The sequence below is a fragment of the Neorhizobium sp. P12A genome (genome assembly GCF_008365395.1).
Lineage (GTDB): Bacteria > Pseudomonadota > Alphaproteobacteria > Rhizobiales > Rhizobiaceae > Rhizobium.
The window spans coordinates 1-18,337 of the sequence record NZ_QOVX01000042.1; the positions used below are offsets into that span (position 1 = coordinate 1).

General features: G+C 57.0%; 16 protein-coding genes and 2 pseudogenes. 11 read left to right on the forward strand and 7 right to left on the reverse strand.

The genetic code is table 11. The features are described from left to right. Nucleotides 1-223 precede the first annotated feature (223 nt). Nucleotides 224-1,597, reverse strand: a complete 1,374-nt coding sequence (locus DTW90_RS35875; RefSeq protein ID WP_149344826.1) for a phosphatase PAP2 family protein — start codon at nucleotides 1,595-1,597, stop codon at nucleotides 224-226. A gap of 404 nt (nucleotides 1,598-2,001) precedes the next feature. On the opposite strand from DTW90_RS35875, the gene DTW90_RS37975 reads away from it, so the two are divergent. After that, the gene (locus DTW90_RS37975; RefSeq protein WP_132528153.1) at nucleotides 2,002-2,301 is read left to right on the forward strand and encodes a hypothetical protein; all 300 of its coding nucleotides are present in this window, start codon (nucleotides 2,002-2,004) and stop codon (nucleotides 2,299-2,301) included. Continuing rightward, nucleotides 2,301-2,732, forward strand: a complete 432-nt coding sequence (locus DTW90_RS35885) for a type II toxin-antitoxin system VapC family toxin (RefSeq protein WP_149344828.1) — start codon at nucleotides 2,301-2,303, stop codon at nucleotides 2,730-2,732. The genes DTW90_RS37975 and DTW90_RS35885 overlap by 1 nt, the downstream gene beginning before the upstream one ends. A gap of 43 nt (nucleotides 2,733-2,775) precedes the next feature. On the opposite strand, the gene DTW90_RS35890 is transcribed toward DTW90_RS35885, so the two are convergent. Beyond that, nucleotides 2,776-3,687: an HNH endonuclease gene (locus tag DTW90_RS35890; RefSeq protein ID WP_149344830.1), complete on the reverse strand. Its 912-nt coding sequence runs from the start codon at nucleotides 3,685-3,687 to the stop codon at nucleotides 2,776-2,778. 49 nt (nucleotides 3,688-3,736) lie between these two features. Between DTW90_RS35890 and DTW90_RS35895 the strand changes: the two genes are divergently transcribed. Next, on the forward strand, nucleotides 3,737-4,633 hold the full coding sequence (locus DTW90_RS35895) for a recombinase family protein (RefSeq protein WP_246665182.1): 897 nt from the start codon (nucleotides 3,737-3,739) through the stop codon (nucleotides 4,631-4,633). A 33-nt stretch (nucleotides 4,634-4,666) separates the two neighbouring features. Here DTW90_RS35895 and DTW90_RS35900 read toward each other — a convergent pair whose 3' ends face one another. Both DTW90_RS35900 and DTW90_RS35905 read right to left on the reverse strand, forming a co-directional pair. Next, a complete protein-coding gene (locus DTW90_RS35900; protein WP_188080183.1) occupies nucleotides 4,667-5,890 on the reverse strand; it encodes a HipA domain-containing protein in 1,224 nt (407 codons plus the stop codon). 22 nt (nucleotides 5,891-5,912) lie between these two features. Further along, a complete protein-coding gene (locus DTW90_RS35905) occupies nucleotides 5,913-6,227 on the reverse strand; it encodes a helix-turn-helix domain-containing protein (protein ID WP_007817593.1) in 315 nt (104 codons plus the stop codon). 246 nt (nucleotides 6,228-6,473) lie between these two features. On the opposite strand from DTW90_RS35905, the pseudogene DTW90_RS35910 reads away from it, so the two are divergent. Continuing rightward, nucleotides 6,474-8,823: pseudogene (locus DTW90_RS35910) on the forward strand (hypothetical protein). A gap of 31 nt (nucleotides 8,824-8,854) precedes the next feature. Here the strand turns inward: DTW90_RS35910 and DTW90_RS35915 are convergent. Further along, on the reverse strand, nucleotides 8,855-9,274 hold the full coding sequence (locus tag DTW90_RS35915; RefSeq protein ID WP_246665183.1) for a hypothetical protein: 420 nt from the start codon (nucleotides 9,272-9,274) through the stop codon (nucleotides 8,855-8,857). A 260-nt stretch (nucleotides 9,275-9,534) separates the two neighbouring features. Between DTW90_RS35915 and DTW90_RS35920 the strand changes: the two are divergent. From DTW90_RS35920 to DTW90_RS35940, 5 genes and pseudogenes are all read left to right on the forward strand, one after another. Beyond that, a pseudogene (locus DTW90_RS35920) lies at nucleotides 9,535-9,678 on the forward strand (DUF1007 family protein); the annotation flags it as partial. A 350-nt stretch (nucleotides 9,679-10,028) separates the two neighbouring features. Further along, nucleotides 10,029-10,673, forward strand: a complete 645-nt coding sequence (locus DTW90_RS35925; protein ID WP_149344834.1) for a lysophospholipid acyltransferase family protein — start codon at nucleotides 10,029-10,031, stop codon at nucleotides 10,671-10,673. Further along, nucleotides 10,670-11,620, forward strand: coding sequence for a phosphatidate cytidylyltransferase (locus DTW90_RS35930; RefSeq protein WP_149344836.1), 951 nt, complete (start codon nucleotides 10,670-10,672; stop codon nucleotides 11,618-11,620). Before DTW90_RS35925 ends, DTW90_RS35930 begins: the two co-directional genes overlap by 4 nt. After that, complete coding sequence (locus DTW90_RS35935; protein ID WP_149344837.1) at nucleotides 11,617-12,021, forward strand: hypothetical protein; 405 nt, start codon at nucleotides 11,617-11,619, stop codon at nucleotides 12,019-12,021. Before DTW90_RS35930 ends, DTW90_RS35935 begins: the two co-directional genes overlap by 4 nt. After that, a complete protein-coding gene (locus DTW90_RS35940) occupies nucleotides 12,008-12,661 on the forward strand; it encodes a CDP-alcohol phosphatidyltransferase family protein (protein ID WP_149344839.1) in 654 nt (217 codons plus the stop codon). The genes DTW90_RS35935 and DTW90_RS35940 overlap by 14 nt, the downstream gene beginning before the upstream one ends. Before the next feature lie 102 nt (nucleotides 12,662-12,763). Here the strand turns inward: DTW90_RS35940 and DTW90_RS35945 are convergent, their stop codons facing one another. After that, nucleotides 12,764-13,987, reverse strand: coding sequence for an ATP-binding protein (locus DTW90_RS35945; RefSeq protein WP_149344850.1), 1,224 nt, complete (start codon nucleotides 13,985-13,987; stop codon nucleotides 12,764-12,766). A 640-nt stretch (nucleotides 13,988-14,627) separates the two neighbouring features. Further along, entirely contained in the window at nucleotides 14,628-15,854 is a 1,227-nt protein-coding gene (locus DTW90_RS35950; RefSeq protein ID WP_149344841.1) for an amidohydrolase family protein, read from the reverse strand. A gap of 788 nt (nucleotides 15,855-16,642) precedes the next feature. Between DTW90_RS35950 and DTW90_RS35955 the strand changes: the two genes are divergently transcribed. Both DTW90_RS35955 and DTW90_RS35960 read left to right on the forward strand, forming a co-directional pair. After that, a complete protein-coding gene (locus DTW90_RS35955) occupies nucleotides 16,643-16,933 on the forward strand; it encodes a hypothetical protein (RefSeq protein ID WP_149344842.1) in 291 nt (96 codons plus the stop codon). A 284-nt stretch (nucleotides 16,934-17,217) separates the two neighbouring features. Continuing rightward, nucleotides 17,218-17,427, forward strand: coding sequence for a cold-shock protein (locus DTW90_RS35960; protein WP_149344844.1), 210 nt, complete (start codon nucleotides 17,218-17,220; stop codon nucleotides 17,425-17,427). Nucleotides 17,428-18,337 lie beyond the last annotated feature (910 nt).

Below are 18,337 nucleotides of genomic sequence, written 5' to 3' on the forward strand. Positions count from 1 at the left end.
CACGGCTAGAGGCATTGGCAACAACGCCAGTCGACTGTTCCATCGATTGCTACTCGGCTCCCATCGAATCGCCAAGGGACTTAATATGAGTTTAGCCTAAGAAATGACACCGGCAATGGTTGTGAGTTTTATCAAATTGCAATCGACGCAGCCAGCCGGGCGTCCTGCGACGGCCCAAGTCGGCATCGCAGTATTATTTTCCTGTGTCAGGCATGCCCGATTGCTATTTTGCTGCCGAAGCCTTGTGATCGGCCAACGTCTTCGCCGCCAATGAAGCAGCATAGAGATTGAGGCGCGAATAAATGCCAAAGGATGACCCATCATCCAAGAAGCCGCCGCCCGGACCTTCCGTGTCCGTGAGGATTTGGTTGGCCTCGTCCAGCGTCAGCGAGGGAAATGCCGCAGTCAGCAGATTGCCAGCTTCCGGCGTCATTTTGCCGACGTCTTCGGTGACGCCGAAGTTGTTGGGATAGACCACCGGAAGGCCATACGTCTGCGTCACATCGTAGGCAGCTTGGTTCATCGCCGGATTGCCGAACCGGCCTGTGTCGTCCTTGGCGCAGGCGGCGATATCGGCGCCGCAATTCGCCTTTAGCACCGTGATCAGGTCGGCGCGTGCTGCCGAAAGCGCGGCCGGATAGTCCTTGATAACAGCTGCACCCTTGAGGGTCTGCCCGACATAGGCAGGATCGTTTGCGAGTAGATGCGCCAAATCATAAGTCGCAAGCGTGCGCCCGCCGAGGACATCCATGGCGTAATGGGCACCCACGATGATGCGGTCGTTGCCGTACTCTGATGCCCTCGTGATCATTTCCGGGTAGCGCTCGGGCACGAGCACCGCCAACAATATCGAACCCATATAGCCGTAAGTCGTATGGCCGCTGGGGAAGGATGGGCTGTCGATCAAGTTCATGACCGGTCCGCGATTATAGACTGTGTTATTCGCCGGTGCGCCGAAGTAGTCGCGGCCGATGATCGGAAGGATTTGCGGCTCCGTCTGAAACGGCCTTGAATCACCATAGGCGTCGGCACCCGGAGTGCCAGCTGGTCGACCGTAGTTCACACCGAACACGTCCGAGCCTCCGCCGTTCTGCTTCAGGATGTCGGCCGCTTCTGCTGAGACCGGCGTCTTTCCATCCGTCGTCGCATTGGCGAAAAAATATTTGCCCGAGTTGGAATCCGATCCCGTGGTCGAATTGGTGTAGGCAATGAGATCGGCCAATGCCTGCGATATGCTCGTGAAATGTTCGCGATCCTGATAGTGAGCCCGTGCGACGTAGGCGCTCCCCAGGGTCGTCCCCAGACCGTCGGCGAGTTCGGCAAGATTGCCATCGGTGATGAACGCGTCCCTCAAAGCCTGCTGCTGTTGTTCGGCGAAGGGAAGTAACGTAGACTGCCTGATGTCCCCGGTTTGAATGCCACCGGTCACCGTATAGTTGGACGATAATGCTGCTCTTCCACTCTGGGATTTTCCGAGCACCGACAACGGCGACAGCCCTTTCAAGACCGCGAGGTTGGTTGCTGTTTGTGCTTCCGCTGAACCGATAAAGGCAGCGCTTAGCCAAAGCGTGATCGCAGTACGTGTCAGTCCTTTCATATTTTTTCCCCTTCCCCAGTTGCTTCAATAGTCGTTATCAAAGACGGATGGGCCGCCGAAACATCTTTGCTTGGTCCAAACGAGCTATCGCGCTGACGAGAACTAGAGCGGCTGCGTTTCCGGGCGAGGTGTACCGTCGTAAATCTTGCCAAATTTGCTGGCTGGGATCACTCCGGCCCGATCTGTTTCGGTTTCTCGACGGGTCTTCTCCAAGTCTGAATGCCCCCAGCTAACGGCTACCACGGAAAAGTCGCCTCATACATTCACGAAGCCTGCGTCGCTCTTGAACGGCATCGAACCGTCGACCCTGACATTGCCGGGGCCATAGCCTCGCAAAGCGGGGATTCGGCCTTGTAGGATATAGTCTTTCCAGCTATATTACCGGGAATAACCAGGAGGGCACTATGTCTAGCTCCCAGACCCGCGCAATTCAAAACTACAGGGCCCGCTTGAGTGACCGCGGGCTCGCTCGTTTCGAGGTACTCGGCCGCGACGCTGATCGTGACCTCATCAGGCTGCTAGCACGCCGGTTGGCGGAAAATAGCCCAGAATCAGCCAGATTACGCGCAGCGGTGAATGAGACGATTAATGGTGAACCACCCCAAAAAGGCGGAATTCTCGCAGCACTCCGCCGCTCGCCGCTTGTTGGCGCGGACCTAGATATCGCTCGTCATCGCGAGGAAGGTCGTGAGATCGATCTTTAATGCGCTACCTTCTCGATACCAATATCCTGAGCAACATCACCAAACCAGAGCCATCGGTTGAATTGATGACATGGATGGCTGATCAGACTGATGAAGATCTTTTTATCGCTTCGCTCACTGTGGCTGAAATCCACAAGGGGATTTTGGAAAAGCCCGCCGGCAAAAAGCGAACTTCTCTCGAGAACTGGTTTGCCGGTGAAGAGGGGCCGCAGCGTCTTTTTGCCAATCGTATCCTCCCCTTTGACGAAATGGCAGCCCTCATATGGGCACGATTGATGGCCGAGGGAAAAGCAACCGGACGCCCCCGCAGCGGCCTTGATACTATCATCGCCGCCACGGCCCAAGCGAATGGATGTATTGTCGTTACCGACAATGAGAAAGACTTTTACGGCATAGAAATGCTCAATCCGCTTCGCGCCGGCGGCGACTAAGGCACCACGACTTGCTCTTGAAGGGATATGAACCACCGGCATCCTAATGTTTGAATGTATTCTCACGATGCCATTGTAGAAATTGGGGATGCGGGCGCTCGTGAATAGCTGCCGGCGAGATCGCCTTTCCAGTCTTGTGGATGAGACTCTGGATACTGTCGCGATCGTTTGCATGGCGTGAGACCAGGATCTCAAGATCGTCTGACAAGCCGATAAGGCCTCGATCAAACATCCAATGTGCAGTTCCGGAGAGCGCAATGCCGTTCGACAAGATGTCTGGTCCATTCGCTTCAACTGGACGGATATGGGCAGCATCAACCTCGGCGCGGCCGCCGCCATTGATCAGTTTCAAGCCTGTCACCGCACATCGTTTGTCGTAGGCTTGCAAAATCAAGCGACGAAATAGGCGATCACGAACGATGCGCGACGAAAGCTCCGTGACCCGCACCCTCTCCTGCTCGACCATAAAAGGAGCTTGGACATCCTCCGAGAACCCGTTCGGCGACAACGTGTCGATTGCTTGTCCTGACCGCGGCAGTTCCGGTTGATCTTCCGCCAGTCCGATAGAGAGAATGCGGTTGAAATCTGCCGCTGAGATCGGCCGCACTGCGGCCTGCGCTCGTCCCGAGATCCGTCCCGCTTCGTTCAGCACACCGCGCTCGATCACGCCATCCGGCCCGCTAAAAGGAACGGCGTTGACGAAATCGAGGTAGCTACCGGGTTCGATCAGAGCCAGATACATTTCGGGCGCTTTGGGATCTGGAATGACCTGTGCGACTTTGGCCACGGCGAAATATCCGCGGGTCGCCGCCACCTTTCGGGGCTCATAATAGATGATCCAGTCCCCAACACTGGCTTGGACGCGGCTGAGATATTGGCCCGGAAACCGATATTGCTCAGCCGGGCTGTCGTCATAGATCGAATCTGTGCGGTGAATGAAAACCCCGAATCCCATTTGCAATATCTACCATAGCGATCGAATCAAAACAGGGAGATCGGTCACTATGCATGCCTCCAAGCGCGTTGTGCTTTACGCGCGTTACTCAACAGATCAACAAAACCCGGCCTCGATCGAAACCCAGCTCGATCTCGGAAAAGAATTTATTCAACGGCAAGGCTGGTATCTGGCTGACACTTTCGTTGATGCTGGCATCAGCGGCTCGTCATTCGAAACGAGACCAGGTATTCAGGCTGCGTTGGCTCGGTCGAATGCCGGTGCATACGACGTTTTTCTCTGCCTCACCCTCGATCGCCTTTCCCGCGACCTGGAGCACAGCGCCCGTATTCTCAAGATTCTGCAGTTTCATGATGTTGAACTCTGGACGGTCCACGGTGCTTCAGCGGTGTCATCGATGGAATTGGGACTGCGCGCCGTCCTCAATCAGGAAGCTGTCGAGCAAGTCCGCTATCGCACGCGAGAGGGCATGAAAACCGTCGCTAAGCATGGCCGGGTACCCGGCGGCATCTGCTACGGCTACGGGGTGCGACGGGAGTTCGACGAGAACCGCGAGCCGGTGCGCGGCCTCCGTTCCATCGACCTCGATGAGGCGGCAACCGTCGTCTGGATTTTCGAGCGATACGCGGATGGCCTTAGCCCGGTCAAGATTGCCGACGAACTCAATGCACGCGGAGTGCCCGGTCCACGCGGACGACGTTGGCAGGATACCGCAATCCGCGGTCATCGAAATCGTGGCAGCGGCATTTTGAACAACCAGGCCCACATCGGGCGCATCATCTTCAACCGCCTCGCCTATCGCAAAAATCCCGCCACCGAACGTCGGGTCTCGCGGGAGAACGCTGCCGAGATGCATGTCGTCCAAGAGGTGCCCTCACTCAGGATCATTGACGACAGTCTCTGGCAACGCGTGAAGATGCGACAGGAAAACCGGTGCACTGGCTAGGATTGAGCTGCATCCCTGCTGGACTTAAAGGGTTCAGTCCGCACATGTGCCAAGGATCGGCATCATCAGCCGCACATGAGCATCGATCCGCTCGAGAACCTTTGCCGGAACGACCTCGCGCTCCTGCAGCGACCACCAGAGCTCGTTCACGCGCTCGATCGTTTCGGTCACCGCCTTTAGAACCGCGGCTTCCGGAAGACGTGCGCGGTTGGCGAAGGCTTTCCATCGCTGCGCATTCATTGCCTTGAAGGGCCGCTCGCCTGCAAGCGACAGCGCCATGGCGTCCGCTGGGATATAGGGGATCGTCGAGAGCACATCATAGACAGGCGCGAGTTGCGGTTTGTCGCCAGCTTGGCGATAGATCAACGACCAGTTCTTCAGGTGCATGTCGCCATTGCCGGTCAAGGCAGCCAGTGCCAGTCGGCGGACGAACTCGAGCGCGGCGTCTGACGAAACTGCAACGTTCAGTGCCGCAGCGATATCATGATAGGCGGCTCCTTCATATTTGCGAGAAGGATAGACGCCGAACACCTGCGCGAAATCCTCGATATGGATCCGCTCACCGCCAAGATTGCGATCGAAGCGTTTGACGAGCAGGACTTTTCCGTCCGACAGCGTCTCGAACTCTTTCGGGATACCCTCGAACTCGGACTGCTCGACAAGTTCTCGTTCTGGTACCTCCATGCCGACCGCTTCGGCCAAAGCGAGATTGGCATATTCGTTTTCCGACACTCCGGGAAATGAGGTCGACGGAAATTTGGCGATATACGAACCTTGCTCATCGCCAAGCGGTAGGGTCAACCCACCACCTTTACCGGTGTTCTTGATGACCGAGAGCTTCATCTGAACGCCGGCCAGCGAAAACCGAGCCTTCGGTTTCGGAACAGGCGGATCGTTGAGACCAGCAACCGTTCCGTCGCTCGGCACGACGCGGACGGCACCCGGCAGATCTGACCCGAGTGCGACGAGCAGGTCGAAATCGTTGCCGGCGCGAACGGTACCGGCGTGGTGTTTTTCCATCGCCTCGCGGAGCTTGTCTTCGGGAAGCAGATTTGCGAAAAAAGCCGGCAAGGCCTTGGCAACAGGTTTTGGGTCCTTGCGCAAGCCGCCGGTAGCTGCGCGAAAAGACAGGCTGAGAACGGGAAAGCCGCCTGTTGTGCGATAGCTTTCCTCGAAGCTGAAGGCGTTGAAATCGCCGGGCGTCCGAACGATCGTGCCCACCTTCACGTCGTTCAGCATAACGTCAAGCGACGACATGAATCTCGGATCAGGAAAAGCCTTAGACACCAAGATCACCGTCCGGATGAGCGACAAATGCCGGGAGATCATCAAGATCGTCATGCGGCCGCAGCAACGCATCTACAGCAGGCACCATCGCCTGCGGCACGAGCATCAGTTCAAGCCCGAGAGCTCGGGCAATGTTGATCAGCGTCGTCGTGCGAGCCGCACTGCTTCCGGCCTCGATCTCACGATAGCGAGGACGCGATATGCCGGCGATGTCGGCGACTTGCTCCTGGGTCAATTGCCTGCCCTTACGAGTAGCCTTCAGCAGCTGTCCGATATCCAGCAGGGCATCTGACTGAGACTGTGCCATCATACCTCCCTGTCATTCTTCACTGGAATCGAGGAAGACCTACCAAAATCATCCCTGTCAGTCAAAATGAAAAGATATAAATTAGGATCATTCTCAAAAATAAGATCCATTTACATATCATTCACGGTGTTGTTTAAATCACTCAGGCCCCTCTGGCTGATCGTCTCTACGATACATGCTTTGTTAAATCTGGGCTCTTATTTCCGCTCGCCCTCGGCACTGGTGCCAGAGAGAAACGGAATGAGCATGCCCAACCACGATCTTTCATCACGTCATTTTCAGCGAAAAATTTCGGAATTCTGCGATGTACGTATCGCACCATAAGCGGGTGCTGGAGAATATCCGGCCCTACCTGGTCAGCCTGATCATCTACCGCAAGCGGCCGCCGATCCTGAACAGCCGTCTCGACTGGGCGGCGATCGGAGAGGCTTGTGGGATCGAAGACGAAATGACGGCGGAACTGAAGAAGCAGTTGCGACCGGCACTGGATGCGATCCTCAGATGGCTGAAGGCACCGCCGGTCGCAGAAGACGTCCCGCCGACAAAGCTACCTACGCGCGCAAGCAAGGTTGAGGCGGTCAAAAATTCGGCGGCAACTTCCTCGACCAGAAAACCGCAGCGCGCTGCGGCCGACGGAGCTTTCGCGTGTGACACGTCTTCATCACGCGGTCCGGCGCCGAAGTCGATCAGCTCGTTTCCGGACGCGCTGTTCGAAGCTACGGACGATCCGGCGAATTTTCAGGATGCGCTCATTTATCATATGCGTCGGTTTGGCGACAGCTATTGGCAGCTTTATCGCGCTGTTGTTCGCCTGACCGAGACATTCGACAGCAAGACGCTTCTGTCCTGGATCCAAGGCGAGCGCGTGCCGCGGTCGGTTGCGAGCTTCGACATCCTGCGGCGGATCGAAACACGCTATCGACTGTCGGAAGGATACTTCAAAGCGAAACTTCCAAACCAGGCCCGGTCGCTCTATGGGCACGATCTCGGCGATATCAGTCCCGCCGAGCAGCGGCGCATTTCATTACATCTCCCAGATGATTTCAGCAGCCTGCCCTTCACAAAGCGAGAAGAGATCCTCGACTGGGTGCGCCGGGTGATCATTTCCGGCTCGACCGAATATCGCCGTTATCAGGCTGCAGCCAGCAAGCATCGTTATGCGATCCGCTTCCCCGGGGTCACTTATGGCGGCGGCTCGCTGTCGCCCCGATCTCTGAAATCGGCCGTCGACGCGAACCAGAACGTTGCCGAAGAGCTCGACGATCCTGACCTTCTGTCCGGAGTTGTCGACGCGCCACCGCGGCTCGCCATGGAAATGGCGGACCTCATTCGTTTCAAGACCTCGACGCTGACGGCGATCGGTTTTCGGCGAAACGGGGTCTGGGGAGAGGAAACCGCGTCCCAGAAGATCGAACATCTTGGCTTGATGTTCGGCGCACTGGCAGCTTCCCCAGCCGGCATCGTCAAAGGTCGCGGCGTTCCGCTAAGCCAGTTGAGCTTTGGCCTCCTGGTTTTCCCAGGCGTCTGGGATTGGTACCTGCAATGGCGTGAACAGCGGCGCGGCTTCTGTACCAAATGGGAGGAGGACATGTTGATGGTCGCCCAAGCTCTCACCGGCGCGGAGGTGGGCTGGATACGCCAGCATCCGGAGCTCCTGAAGAATGTTCGACCGATCGAAGGGCTTATCGCACCGGAGGAAATTGAGTTCGCGAACCGCGACTGGAACGGCGCCTGCGACGCGTTTCATCGGCACGCGGCGAACCGATCAAAGGAAATTCAGCGCGTCATGCGCGTTCACCGTGATCCGTTCGAGCCGATCATGTGCATCCTCGAGGCAGACAGTCCCCTCGCCGAAATATCGCAAGATCACCGACGAGATCCTGAAACGCATGCCGGACGAGGATCGCTATCCGCGGCCGGCAGCCGAAGCCGTCCGCTCCTTCCTCCTTTTGCGCCTGGGCTTGCATCTCGGGCTTCGTCAGAAAAACCTGCGCCAGCTTCGAGTCTGCCCGCGCGGTCATTTCGCCACATCGGAGCGCCGACTTGAGGACCTGAAATGCGGTGAATTGCGCTGGAGCGATCGCGACGTGGCTGGGAAGTGCTGATCCCGTCGGTCGCCTTCAAAAATTCCGAGTCGTCGTTCTTCGGCCAGTAGCCGTTCAGGCTGATCCTGCCGGACCTGCTGGATCTCTACAAATACCTCGAAGCCTATATCGACAAGCATCGCGGCGTGTTGCTCGGCAGCGCCAAGGACCCCGGTACACTGTTCGTTAAGACGGTGAAGACCACCAGCATCGACGCTGCCTACGACTCGACAAAATTCTACGAGGCATGGCGTACGGTGATCCAACGATACGGGATCTATAATCCCTACACCGGTCGCGGCGCCATCAAGGGCCTACTGCCGCATTGGCCGCACAATCTGCGGGATATTCTCGCTACCCATATCCTCAAGCAGACCGGGTCTTACGAGCAGGCAAGTTATGCCATCCAAGATACGCCGGATGTCGTGCAGCAACACTATGGTCGGTTTCTACCGCAGGACAAGGCGGCATTGGCGGCCAAGATTCTGAATCAGGTTTGGGAAGCAGCATAAAAATTCGACAACTCTGCTAGATGAGCTAGGTTCAAGTGACTTCGTTGGTGCCATTATCGCGACTCATCCAATCTGAGATCGAGTCGTGAAGCATCCAGGGCGATGGTGCACTGAGTGTGACCTCAGTGGCATCGCTTTGGGTGAAGTGGCACCACTCTTCATCATCTGAAGACCACTCGCCGATTATTTCCCCGTCGACACGTAACACGTCCCCGCCGAAAGCTCTGTTGTGGTAGCCTAACATAATTATTCCATGACGGACCATTCCTCCTGCATCCGTCATGTCGCATATGGCTTGAAACTGAGCACGTACTGAATCAACGCTAGGACCTGCAATCGTGCCGATCTCAAAGATCTTGTATAACAGAGTCCCTCTGTACTGATTTTCTTCGTCAATGGACGCGATTTGGCACGACATTTCGCCGTGCTTTTCAGTTTCAATGTGCGTCACGCAGAATTATCCCAACAAGCGGGTTGAACGATATCAAGCTATCTCGGAGTATGAGTACGCGCAGCGCAAATACAATCCTCCTGCTCGCTCTTGCATATCGAGGCGCCCGGCGATCTCGCCAAGGCTCTTGAAGGGATCTGATCCGTCGACCCGCGAACTTGTGGCGTGAACAAGGATGCGTTCTGGCCTCAGAGTGGCAATCCCAACTTAAGGGATTCGGAAGAGCGGTATCAAAGCACCGCACCCCGCCCGAGGACGTTATCTATCGCGGCAGGTCTCGGCACGTCTTCGTCGATGCGCAATTTGAAGCTGTCGCTGACGCCAACGGCGCGCCGGGCGAGGTTCGCGACGTCTGGCGCTTCGACGAGGTCTTCTCCTCGTCCGTCCTCCACGACTTCGACAAGTCACTCGGGTGATGTAATCGCCGAGCTTGCCATCCTGCGGCAGGCTCGTTGCGGTCGATATAACATCATTGTCCTTGCGGTCAGCAGGAGGGCGAGCGTCGTCTTCCCTCTGGGAGCAGACCGCCGATCGTTCCTGCATCTTCATCGAAACCGAGACCGCAAGCTCAAACCCCGAGCGATGACCTCCTCGCCAGCTGGTCGCAGAAGAGCAAAAGACGGGAAATCCTTAGCGAGACACTCAGCGGCTGTTGATGACTTCCCGGACGGACTATCGGGCGCCGCCGGACGCGCCTATTGTCCCTCGGACAAGGCCTTGGGGGAGCGACCTGCACGGAACAATGGGCAAATCGATGGTGAGGCTGCTGGCTACTCCAGTCTCGGTGATGATCGTCTTGTTTGCGCGCGCCATTACCGCGGTCAGAGCAGTCTGGCCCGAGAGCGGCGTTGCTTCCCGCCGTGTCGTCTATTTTGCCAATCATTCCAGCCATGGCGATTTCATTCTGATCTGGACGGTACTGCCGCCGCGCCTGCGGCGGCGCACGCGTCCGGTGGCTGGTGCGGACTACTGGTTGAAATCCCGGTTGAACGCCTTCATTGGCCGCGACATCTTCAACGCCGTATTGATCGAGCGCGACAGGGAAAAGCGCAGCGAGGACCCGATCGCACAGATGACCGCCGCGCTCGACGCCGGTTTCTCGCTGATCCTCTTTCCCGAAGGCACGCGCAATCTCACCGAGGCGCCGTTGCAGCCGTTCAAGAGCGGTCTCTTTCATCTCGCTCAAGCACGGCCTGATATCGATCTGGTTCCGGTCTGGATCAACAATCTCAATCGCGTTCTGCCGAAGGGGGAAATCGTGCCCATCCCGCTCATCTGTACCGTGACATTCGGCGAGGCGCTGCGCATTGGCGCTGGCGAAGACAAGGCAGCATTTCTCATGCGTGCCGGGGCGGCATTGCTAACTCTTTCGCCAAAGCCGCCGGGGAACGGTGAATGAGCGCGGCGAGCAATGAGCTGATCGATCTGGTGCTTGGAATTTTCCCCTTACTCGGCGTCGCGTCGGTTGTCGGCTATGTCCTGCAAAAGCGGCTATCGCCCGATGGCACGAACGCCGCCATCGAAAATCTGAACGCCCGCATCAAGGCATGGTGGGTGATGGTGATCCTGATCGGCATCGCCTTCATGGCCGGGCGGATTGGCGTGCTGCTGCTTTTTGCCTTCTGCTCCTTTGCAGCCCTTCGGGAATTCGTCACGCTGACCAATACCAGACGTGCCGACCATTGGGCCCTGGCAGCCGCTTTCTTCGTGGTGCTGCCCATTCAGTACGGGCTGCTTTGGGAAAAACAATACGGCATTTTTTCCATCTTCATTCCGGTCTACGCCTTCCTGTTCATGCCGATCATAGCCGTGCTGCGCGGAGACACCGAACGCTTCCTGATCCGTATCGCCGAGGTTCAATGGGCGTTGATGATCTGCGTTTTCTGTGCTTCGCACGTTCCAGCGTTGCTGACTCTGACGATCCCCGGCTATGAAGATCGCAACGTCCTGCTGATCGCGTTCCTTGTCATCGTCGTGCAGCTTAGCGATGTTCTGCAATATGTCTGGGGCAAGCTGCTTGGGCGCCACAAGATCGCACCGAGGCTGTCGCCGTCGAAAACGGTAGAAGGCTTTATCGGCGGTGTCGCGAGTGCCACGCTGATCGGCGCGGCGCTGTGGTGGATCACGCCCTTCACGCCGTTACAGGCTGGCGCGCTTGCCTTCGTCATCACCCTGATGGGATTCTTTGGCGGCCTCGTCATGTCGGCGATCAAGCGCGATCGCGGCGTCAAGGATTGGGGCCAGCTGATCGAGGGGCATGGCGGTCTGATCGATCGTCTCGACTCCGTCGTCTTTTCGGCGCCGGTCTTTTTTCATCTCGTCCGTTACTGGTGGTCGCTGACATGAGAACCCTGCTGAAATCGGTGGCAGGCAGCAGCCTCGTGCACGTGCTGGTGGCTTTCTTCGCAATGGGCAGCTGGGCCGTCTTCGCCAACCGCAATTATCCAATGCCGAAGCCGCTGGTCGCCGGCGTCGTGCAGGGCATGCTTTCCGCATGTCTCACCCTTTTCCTGAAGAAGGCCGTCGAGGCATTAGCGAGCTGCGTACCCGAACGCGCCCGGCTTTGGGCTCCACCTCTGATCGCCTGTCTCGCTTCGACCGCCCTCCTGTCGACCATTCACGTACTCAGCGGCACGCCGGAAATCCTCAGGACGATCGCCGTGCCGTTGATGGTTTCGAGCAGCTACGCAGCGATTTACAACTTTTCCGTTGTCAGGGGAGGACGAGGTAGGCATGGAAACGGGTGACAGGCGGCCCCTGGCGAGCCGCAATACGCGTTGGGCTCAAGTGCTGGCCAGGCGGATGACGGCGATGTCCGTCACGCCGAACAGTATTTCGCAGATGAGCATGGTCATGGCAGCGCTTGCCGGTGCCGCCTTCTGGCTCTCGGACGGAACCATTGGCGGCGGACGCGCCGTCTTGCTGATCACGGCAGCGCTGTTTTGCCAGTTGCGGCTGCTCTGCAATCTGCTCGACGGCATGGTGGCTGTGGAAGGCGGCAAGGGAGAAGCCGACGGGCCGTTCTGGAACGAATTCCCGGACCGCATCGCCGATATTCTCATCTTTGCCGGAGCGGGCTACGGCATCGCCAACCCGGGACTTGGCTGGGCGGCAGCGGTCTTTGCAGTCCTGACGGCCTATGTACGCGAACTGGGTCGCGCAACCGGCAATCCCAGCGACTTTGGAGGTCCGATGGCAAAGCAGCACCGGATGGCTGTGATGACCGTTGCCGCTTTGCTTGGAGCCGTAGAAGCGGCTTTGCAAGGCACGAGCCTTCTATTGACTGCAGCATTGTGGATCGTCGCCCTCGGCGCATTCCTCACGGCGCTGCGCCGCGGCCACAATCTCGTCAGGCAGCTGAAGAAATCGAACGGTCTCGCCCGGTAGGGCGCCAGGTCGGTTCGGTTCGCCGCCGGCGCCTGACGGAATGTCATTGCAACTTCATGCGTCGCTCGGCAGCTCCGGCAGCTGAAGCGAGGTTCCCACGCGTTAACGCCACAATGCCGATATCGGAACAGCGGACAAACGTTCCCCGAAAGGGATCACCTTATGATGGTCATACAAGACCATGCCTGAAACAAACCGTTCTCCGGATGCTTCGGCCAAAATTCGCAATCCCGAAAAATCGGAATTCGAGACGGATGCTGCCGCTTTTATCTCGATACCGACGATCCGCGCGCTTCTATCTTCGATGACGATATCGACTTCGTTCTGCTGCTTGTCACGAAAATGCGAAAACTCCAAGCGGGTTTGCCCGCCGCTGGCGAGTTTAAGAATCTCGCCAAAAACGAAAGTCTCCAGCAGCGCCCCGAACTGACCCCTGTCGCCGCGGAGGCGGTCGAGAGAGAGGTCGCGAAGAGATGCGAGAAGACCGGAATCGAGGAAATGTATTTTCGGTGTCTTCGTGAGACGTTTCAGTTTGTTGGAAAACCAGGGTTGCACGGTTCGAGCGAGGAACAGGCTCTCGAAGATGCCGACATATTTTTGCGTTGTGATGTGGTTCATCCCGATGGCCGCGCCAATTCCGGAATAGTTCACGAGCTGTCCCGAATGCTCTGCCAGAATGCGCAGCAGGCGCGGCATTTGAGCGATCTGCTCGATTTGCGCGACATCGCGAACGTCGCGTTGAACGATCGCCTGGATATAATCCTCATACCAGTCCTGTCTCCGGCTCAAGGTTTTGCGACCCAATGCCTCGGGATATCCACCGGCCAGAACCGCAGTCATAAGGTCGTCCCCGACGATTGGCTCTCCCGCCTTGGCTTCGTTTTGAAAGGCGTCGCGCAGAAAGCTGCTACCGGCGGTTTTGATCTCGCTTTGCGCAAGTGGCAGCAATCGAACGACCTCCATGCGCCCTGCGAGCGAGTCTGCCACGCGTGGCAGCGTCATGAGATTGGCTGAACCGGTCAGGAGGAACCGCCCGGGGCGCTGATCGGTATCCACGCTTTCTTTGATGGCCAACAACAGTTCGGGAGCGCGCTGAATTTCATCGACGATGGCGCGATCCATACCTCTTACAAAGCCAACTGGATCCTGTCGCGCTGCGTCCAGGGTCGTCGCATTATCCAGCGTATAATACTCCATCCCCTCTTTGGCCATCTTCTTGGCCAACGTCGTTTTTCCTGATTGTCTGGGACCTACGATCAGTACGACTCGCGTGTCTGACATAGCGTCAGCAACGCGTCGCTCAACGAGCCTTGGATACAGCGCCACACCTTCATTCCTTTGATGACTGTTTGAAACTATGGAGGCGACCGATTGAAAGTCAAGGCGTGACCATTTGAAATCTACATCGCGGCTGATTGACATGGGAAGCCAAAAGTACCTGGCAAGCCAGATTGCGGCATGAGGTAGGCGAGAGACCATGCAGGCGCTGCTGAACCTTTCGCTGGTTGGTCACGAGAACGGACCTAGCTGATTTTCAATGGAGTGGGATCTGATCAGAAGCGCAACGAAAGACAATTCGTGCACATTTCCCTCGCATCGCCAAGCCCGCCAGCTTCTAACCAATGGAAGGAATGCAAAGCTCTTGAAAGGAGCTGAACCGTCGGCACTTCGTTCGATTTTAGTAAGTTCGTGAGTAAACTGCGTATGCCGCATAGCCGCTACCGACGGATCCAGTTTGACGCCGACCTGCCCCGTCCTTTGGACATGGGATGAGTGTCGTCCGACACAGCTTGTCCTGATCGACGACGAGAATCACCTTAGCCGAACCCAATAGCTGCCGAACCATGGATTGCCGAAGAGAGGATCCGCCGGCAGGCCCTACTACTTGAGGCGCTTCACGACGAGTGTAAGTTTTCCCGATGGGAAGCGATCTCGGCAAACGAAATGTCGTATTTGACTGGCGGCACTATAGAGCCGGTCGCATAAGGCTGGGTTTGGGCCTTGAAAAGGTCTGTCGCCCGTTCTTCCAGCCGGCCAGTGGGAGGCTGATTTCGCGGATCGCGGAACAGGCGTTGTCCGTATCGAGAATAACCATGTCCGCCGGGCTTCCCGGCTTCAGTCCATGATCGCGCCGCATAAGACGCGCCGCGCTTCTCGTGACCATATCAAAAGCGACGGTCAGGTCCTCATCCGTAGAAAGTTGTGCGGCGTTTGCAAAGAGATTGGCCATGCGACCGAGAGAGGCATCTCCGTAGGGCGTAAAGGGATTGAGAACATTATTGGTTGCAGCGGTAACCGTAACGCCCCTATCTGCCAGAAGCATAGCCGGCGCAATCCCGCGCGGAACGAGATGGTCCCATCCTCGGCCGAGCAGAAACATATCCGTCGCCGGCAGAACAGTTACCGCAATACCGGTCTCACGAAGTTGGTCGGCAATCGCCTCGACCGCAGTCCGCGGCATCGCGGACAGCTTCGTCACATGCCCGATCGAAACGTGTCCGCCGTAGCTGCGGCGTCGCGTTTCGGCGATCACCAAGGGAATTGCCGAATTCTCCGGATCGAGATCGAAGTCGAGATGAAAGTCGATGTCGACGTCATGTCGTTCCGCGAGATCGAAGATCCAGCGAATATGTTGATCAGGATCGGGGTCGGTATATGGGCAGCCGCCGATCAGGTCCGCGCCTGACCTGAGCGCTTGGTCGAGCATCTCGGCGGTCTCCGGTTCGTTGTTCAATCCTTCCTGAGCAAAGGCGCAGATCTGAATGTCGATCGCCCAGGAGTATTCCCTTTTGATCTGGCGGATCGCGTCGAAGGATCGAAAGCCGGCGCGCGGATCGATCTCGACAAAGGTTCGCATTGCAATCGTGCCGTTGACGATGGCTTTTTCGACGACGCGGGCGGCGCGAGCATAGACGTCCTCGGTCGTAAAGCCTGCCTTGGCTTTCGCCGTTTCGCGGACCGCTTCCTGAAGCGTACCCTCGCAGATCATGCATCGGTCCAGAATGCAGGCCTTGTCGAGATGGATGTGGCTATCGACGAAGCCGCCGAACGCGAAATGGCCGCACATGTCGCGACGTGGCGCGTCGGCGGCGATGTGCGGTTCAATCGCCGCAATCCGCCCGCCGCTGAGGCCGATGTCGACGGGATACTGCTGATCTGCAATGCGCACATTTCCGATAACAACATCAAGCATGGTGGGTCCCCGACTCATACGAACGAGCGAACTGCGCCATCAGGATATGCAGGATCTTGCTCAGAACCACCATCCACGTCCAAGTCCCACGCATCTTTGATGCCTGCTATGTACGAGGCGATCAGTAAGCTCCGCGATTAAAATAGAGCCGAACGTCCGCGACGCACAAAAAAGCCGTGGAAAATCAACCCCCGAGCTTGAGCTCAATATAGATTCCCCTAACGATGTGCGAATGATTGGTGGAGTTTTCCTTACTATGCGCGTGTTTGCACCCTCTCTTTCAAAAAACCAATTGCAGCGGCTCCTCCTGGCGCCTGACATGGTCCAGGAAAATGATACAAAACGGCTCGCACGCGGCCCTGTTACGGATGAACTGGCTTCCGGTTCGAGCTCATCTGGCTCTACCGATGCTCCTGTCCCCATGCAGCAATCCTAACGGATCGGCACTCCGCGATCTTGTCAGGGCGCTCGCATGCACTGTGCTCATCTGCTCGATCAGGGAGACTTATGCAGTAGGGGATTTGAAAGGATGGATGCGAACTGGCCGCGATATCTCGTCTCGCCCAGCCGCATAGCGCGGTTTCATACTTATGGCGATTGAGGAAAAGGCACAGCCGGCTCACTGCGCGAAAAGAAGCGTTAATGGCGTCCGTCAATGCGCTGCTTTCGACCTAACCCGAGCGTCATCGGTGACTGGCTTCACATCTCAGGGGGAATTGCGCACACCAATATTGACCGCGTCTGCGGTCCTGTCGTTCAATGCTGTTGTCGTGCACGGGAGGTAAAAGATGGACTGGAACAATATATTGACGAAACAAGCAGATACAGCCAGGCGCGCAGTTCAATCGGTGCCCCGTATCTTGTCTCACCCTGCCCTGTCTTTCGACCAATGCACACGCCTGCTGACCGAAATAACGTCAACTCGTTTCAAACTCGACATGATCCAGGCAAGGATAGTGGCCGAGGGCGCGCCATTGTCGTTTACTACCGTGGCCGCGCAGCTCGGACAGATCTGGGCGGAGCTGTCTAATGCCACGGCACAACGTTTGAAAGCCTTCGACGAGCCAATCGCCGCTTAGATGCGGCCGAGCCGCCATTTGTGAAATTCACAGCGGCAAACCGAAACTCTGGAGGCGTGCCATGGAACTTTTGCCAACGATGGCACTCGTTATAGTGCTCGCGCAGGCCGCGCGCCACATCCGCCTCTCCAGTTGCAAGGTCAGCTTGCAATTCCGCTCATGCTGATCACGCATGGCAAAGGCGTTGTTTCCACGACAAATTCGTCTTGTCGATTGATGGAAAAGGTAGAGCGCGATAGGGTCCGTCTTGCAATTTCGCTAAACCGCACAGAAAGCAGTCTCTCATGCCAACAGGTATCGTAAAATTCTTCAATGACGACAAGGGCTTCGGCTTCATCACGCCCGAGAACGGCGGACAGGACGTATTCGTTCACGTTTCCGCATTGCAGCGCGGCGGTTCGCTGCGCGAAGGCGATAAGGTAAGCTTCGAAGTCGGGCAGGATCGTAAGACTGGTAAATCGAAGGCTGAAAACGTCTCCGTTCTCCAATCGTAATTTCAATAGCTCACAGCGTAGCTCTTGATATCCCATCAGGAGTGGATCGCTGCCTGCGCCATGGCAGAGCGCGGTTGTTAAAGATCTCCCTGGTCGGTCCTTTCAATAGGTCGTATCCCCAAAAAGGGCCGTTTGCCAGCTCAATGCTATCCTCAGAGATTGAATACGTGATCTACCAAGCCTGTGTCACGCCAAGTCCTTGGCCATGGGATACCCGGGCAATTGGCCCCACAGCTTTGGCACGCCGATATCGACATATCCGACCGATCGATAGAAGCGATGCGTTGACACGCACTAAACGCCAGATTGTTGATTTACCTACAAAATTCGCCAATTTTCCGTTTCGCGATGGATGGAATTCAACACACGAATAGCTCAAGGCACCGTTAACGGACGCTGCCTCAATTGCAGTTATGGATCGCAAGACGACGTTCCTGGCATGGGACGCAAGGCCTCGACAATCGAGGCCTCACCCGATTTTAGCTGGATCAGCCATCGAGATGGCCGTGTGAGGCGCAATGACTTCAAGGCTGTTGAGGGCACAGAATCCGATCGTGACGTCTTCGATCAACGATGACGCAAGGATGCCAACCATCGGATCACGATGCGCGTTGTTCGGCGGGAGCAAAGCAAGGCGGGGAATGACTGTCCTGGGGTATTTCTTAGGCGAAGACGGAACGCTTGTGATCGATATGGACGATGCCGTCGGGCGCCGCGCTACCGGCGCCTTCTTAGTAGACGTCCTATCGACAGTGGTACGGGAGGCATCAAGAGCTCGGGAAAGCAATGCGTAGCGGCAATCTAAGTGAGATTCAGCGTCAATCAGGATGAGACTCGCGCCGGGGTGTGACGGAGTGAGGGCGTAGCCCGATCGTAGTCATACCCCGGCGCGGCGCAGATTTTCGGCGTC

Excerpts from the sequence above, each read along its gene's own strand:
- DTW90_RS35960 (WP_149344844.1), top strand. The coding sequence starts at position 17,218 with ATGCCAACAGGTATCGTAAAATTCTTCAATGACGACAAGGGCTTCGGC.
- DTW90_RS35875 (WP_149344826.1), bottom strand. The coding sequence starts at position 1,597 with ATGAAAGGACTGACACGTACTGCGATCACGCTTTGGCTAAGCGCTGCC.
- DTW90_RS35885 (WP_149344828.1), top strand. The coding sequence starts at position 2,301 with ATGCGCTACCTTCTCGATACCAATATCCTGAGCAACATCACCAAACCA.
- DTW90_RS35905 (WP_007817593.1), bottom strand. The coding sequence starts at position 6,227 with ATGGCACAGTCTCAGTCAGATGCCCTGCTGGATATCGGACAGCTGCTG.
- DTW90_RS37975 (WP_132528153.1), top strand. The coding sequence starts at position 2,002 with ATGTCTAGCTCCCAGACCCGCGCAATTCAAAACTACAGGGCCCGCTTG.
- DTW90_RS35940 (WP_149344839.1), top strand. The coding sequence starts at position 12,008 with ATGGAAACGGGTGACAGGCGGCCCCTGGCGAGCCGCAATACGCGTTGG.
- DTW90_RS35890 (WP_149344830.1), bottom strand. The coding sequence starts at position 3,687 with ATGGGATTCGGGGTTTTCATTCACCGCACAGATTCGATCTATGACGAC.
- DTW90_RS35925 (WP_149344834.1), top strand. The coding sequence starts at position 10,029 with ATGGTGAGGCTGCTGGCTACTCCAGTCTCGGTGATGATCGTCTTGTTT.
- DTW90_RS35895 (WP_246665182.1), top strand. The coding sequence starts at position 3,737 with ATGCATGCCTCCAAGCGCGTTGTGCTTTACGCGCGTTACTCAACAGAT.
- DTW90_RS35935 (WP_149344837.1), top strand. The coding sequence starts at position 11,617 with ATGAGAACCCTGCTGAAATCGGTGGCAGGCAGCAGCCTCGTGCACGTG.
- DTW90_RS35930 (WP_149344836.1), top strand. The coding sequence starts at position 10,670 with ATGAGCGCGGCGAGCAATGAGCTGATCGATCTGGTGCTTGGAATTTTC.
- DTW90_RS35950 (WP_149344841.1), bottom strand. The coding sequence starts at position 15,854 with ATGCTTGATGTTGTTATCGGAAATGTGCGCATTGCAGATCAGCAGTAT.
- DTW90_RS35955 (WP_149344842.1), top strand. The coding sequence starts at position 16,643 with ATGGACTGGAACAATATATTGACGAAACAAGCAGATACAGCCAGGCGC.
- DTW90_RS35900 (WP_188080183.1), bottom strand. The coding sequence starts at position 5,890 with ATGTCGTCGCTTGACGTTATGCTGAACGACGTGAAGGTGGGCACGATC.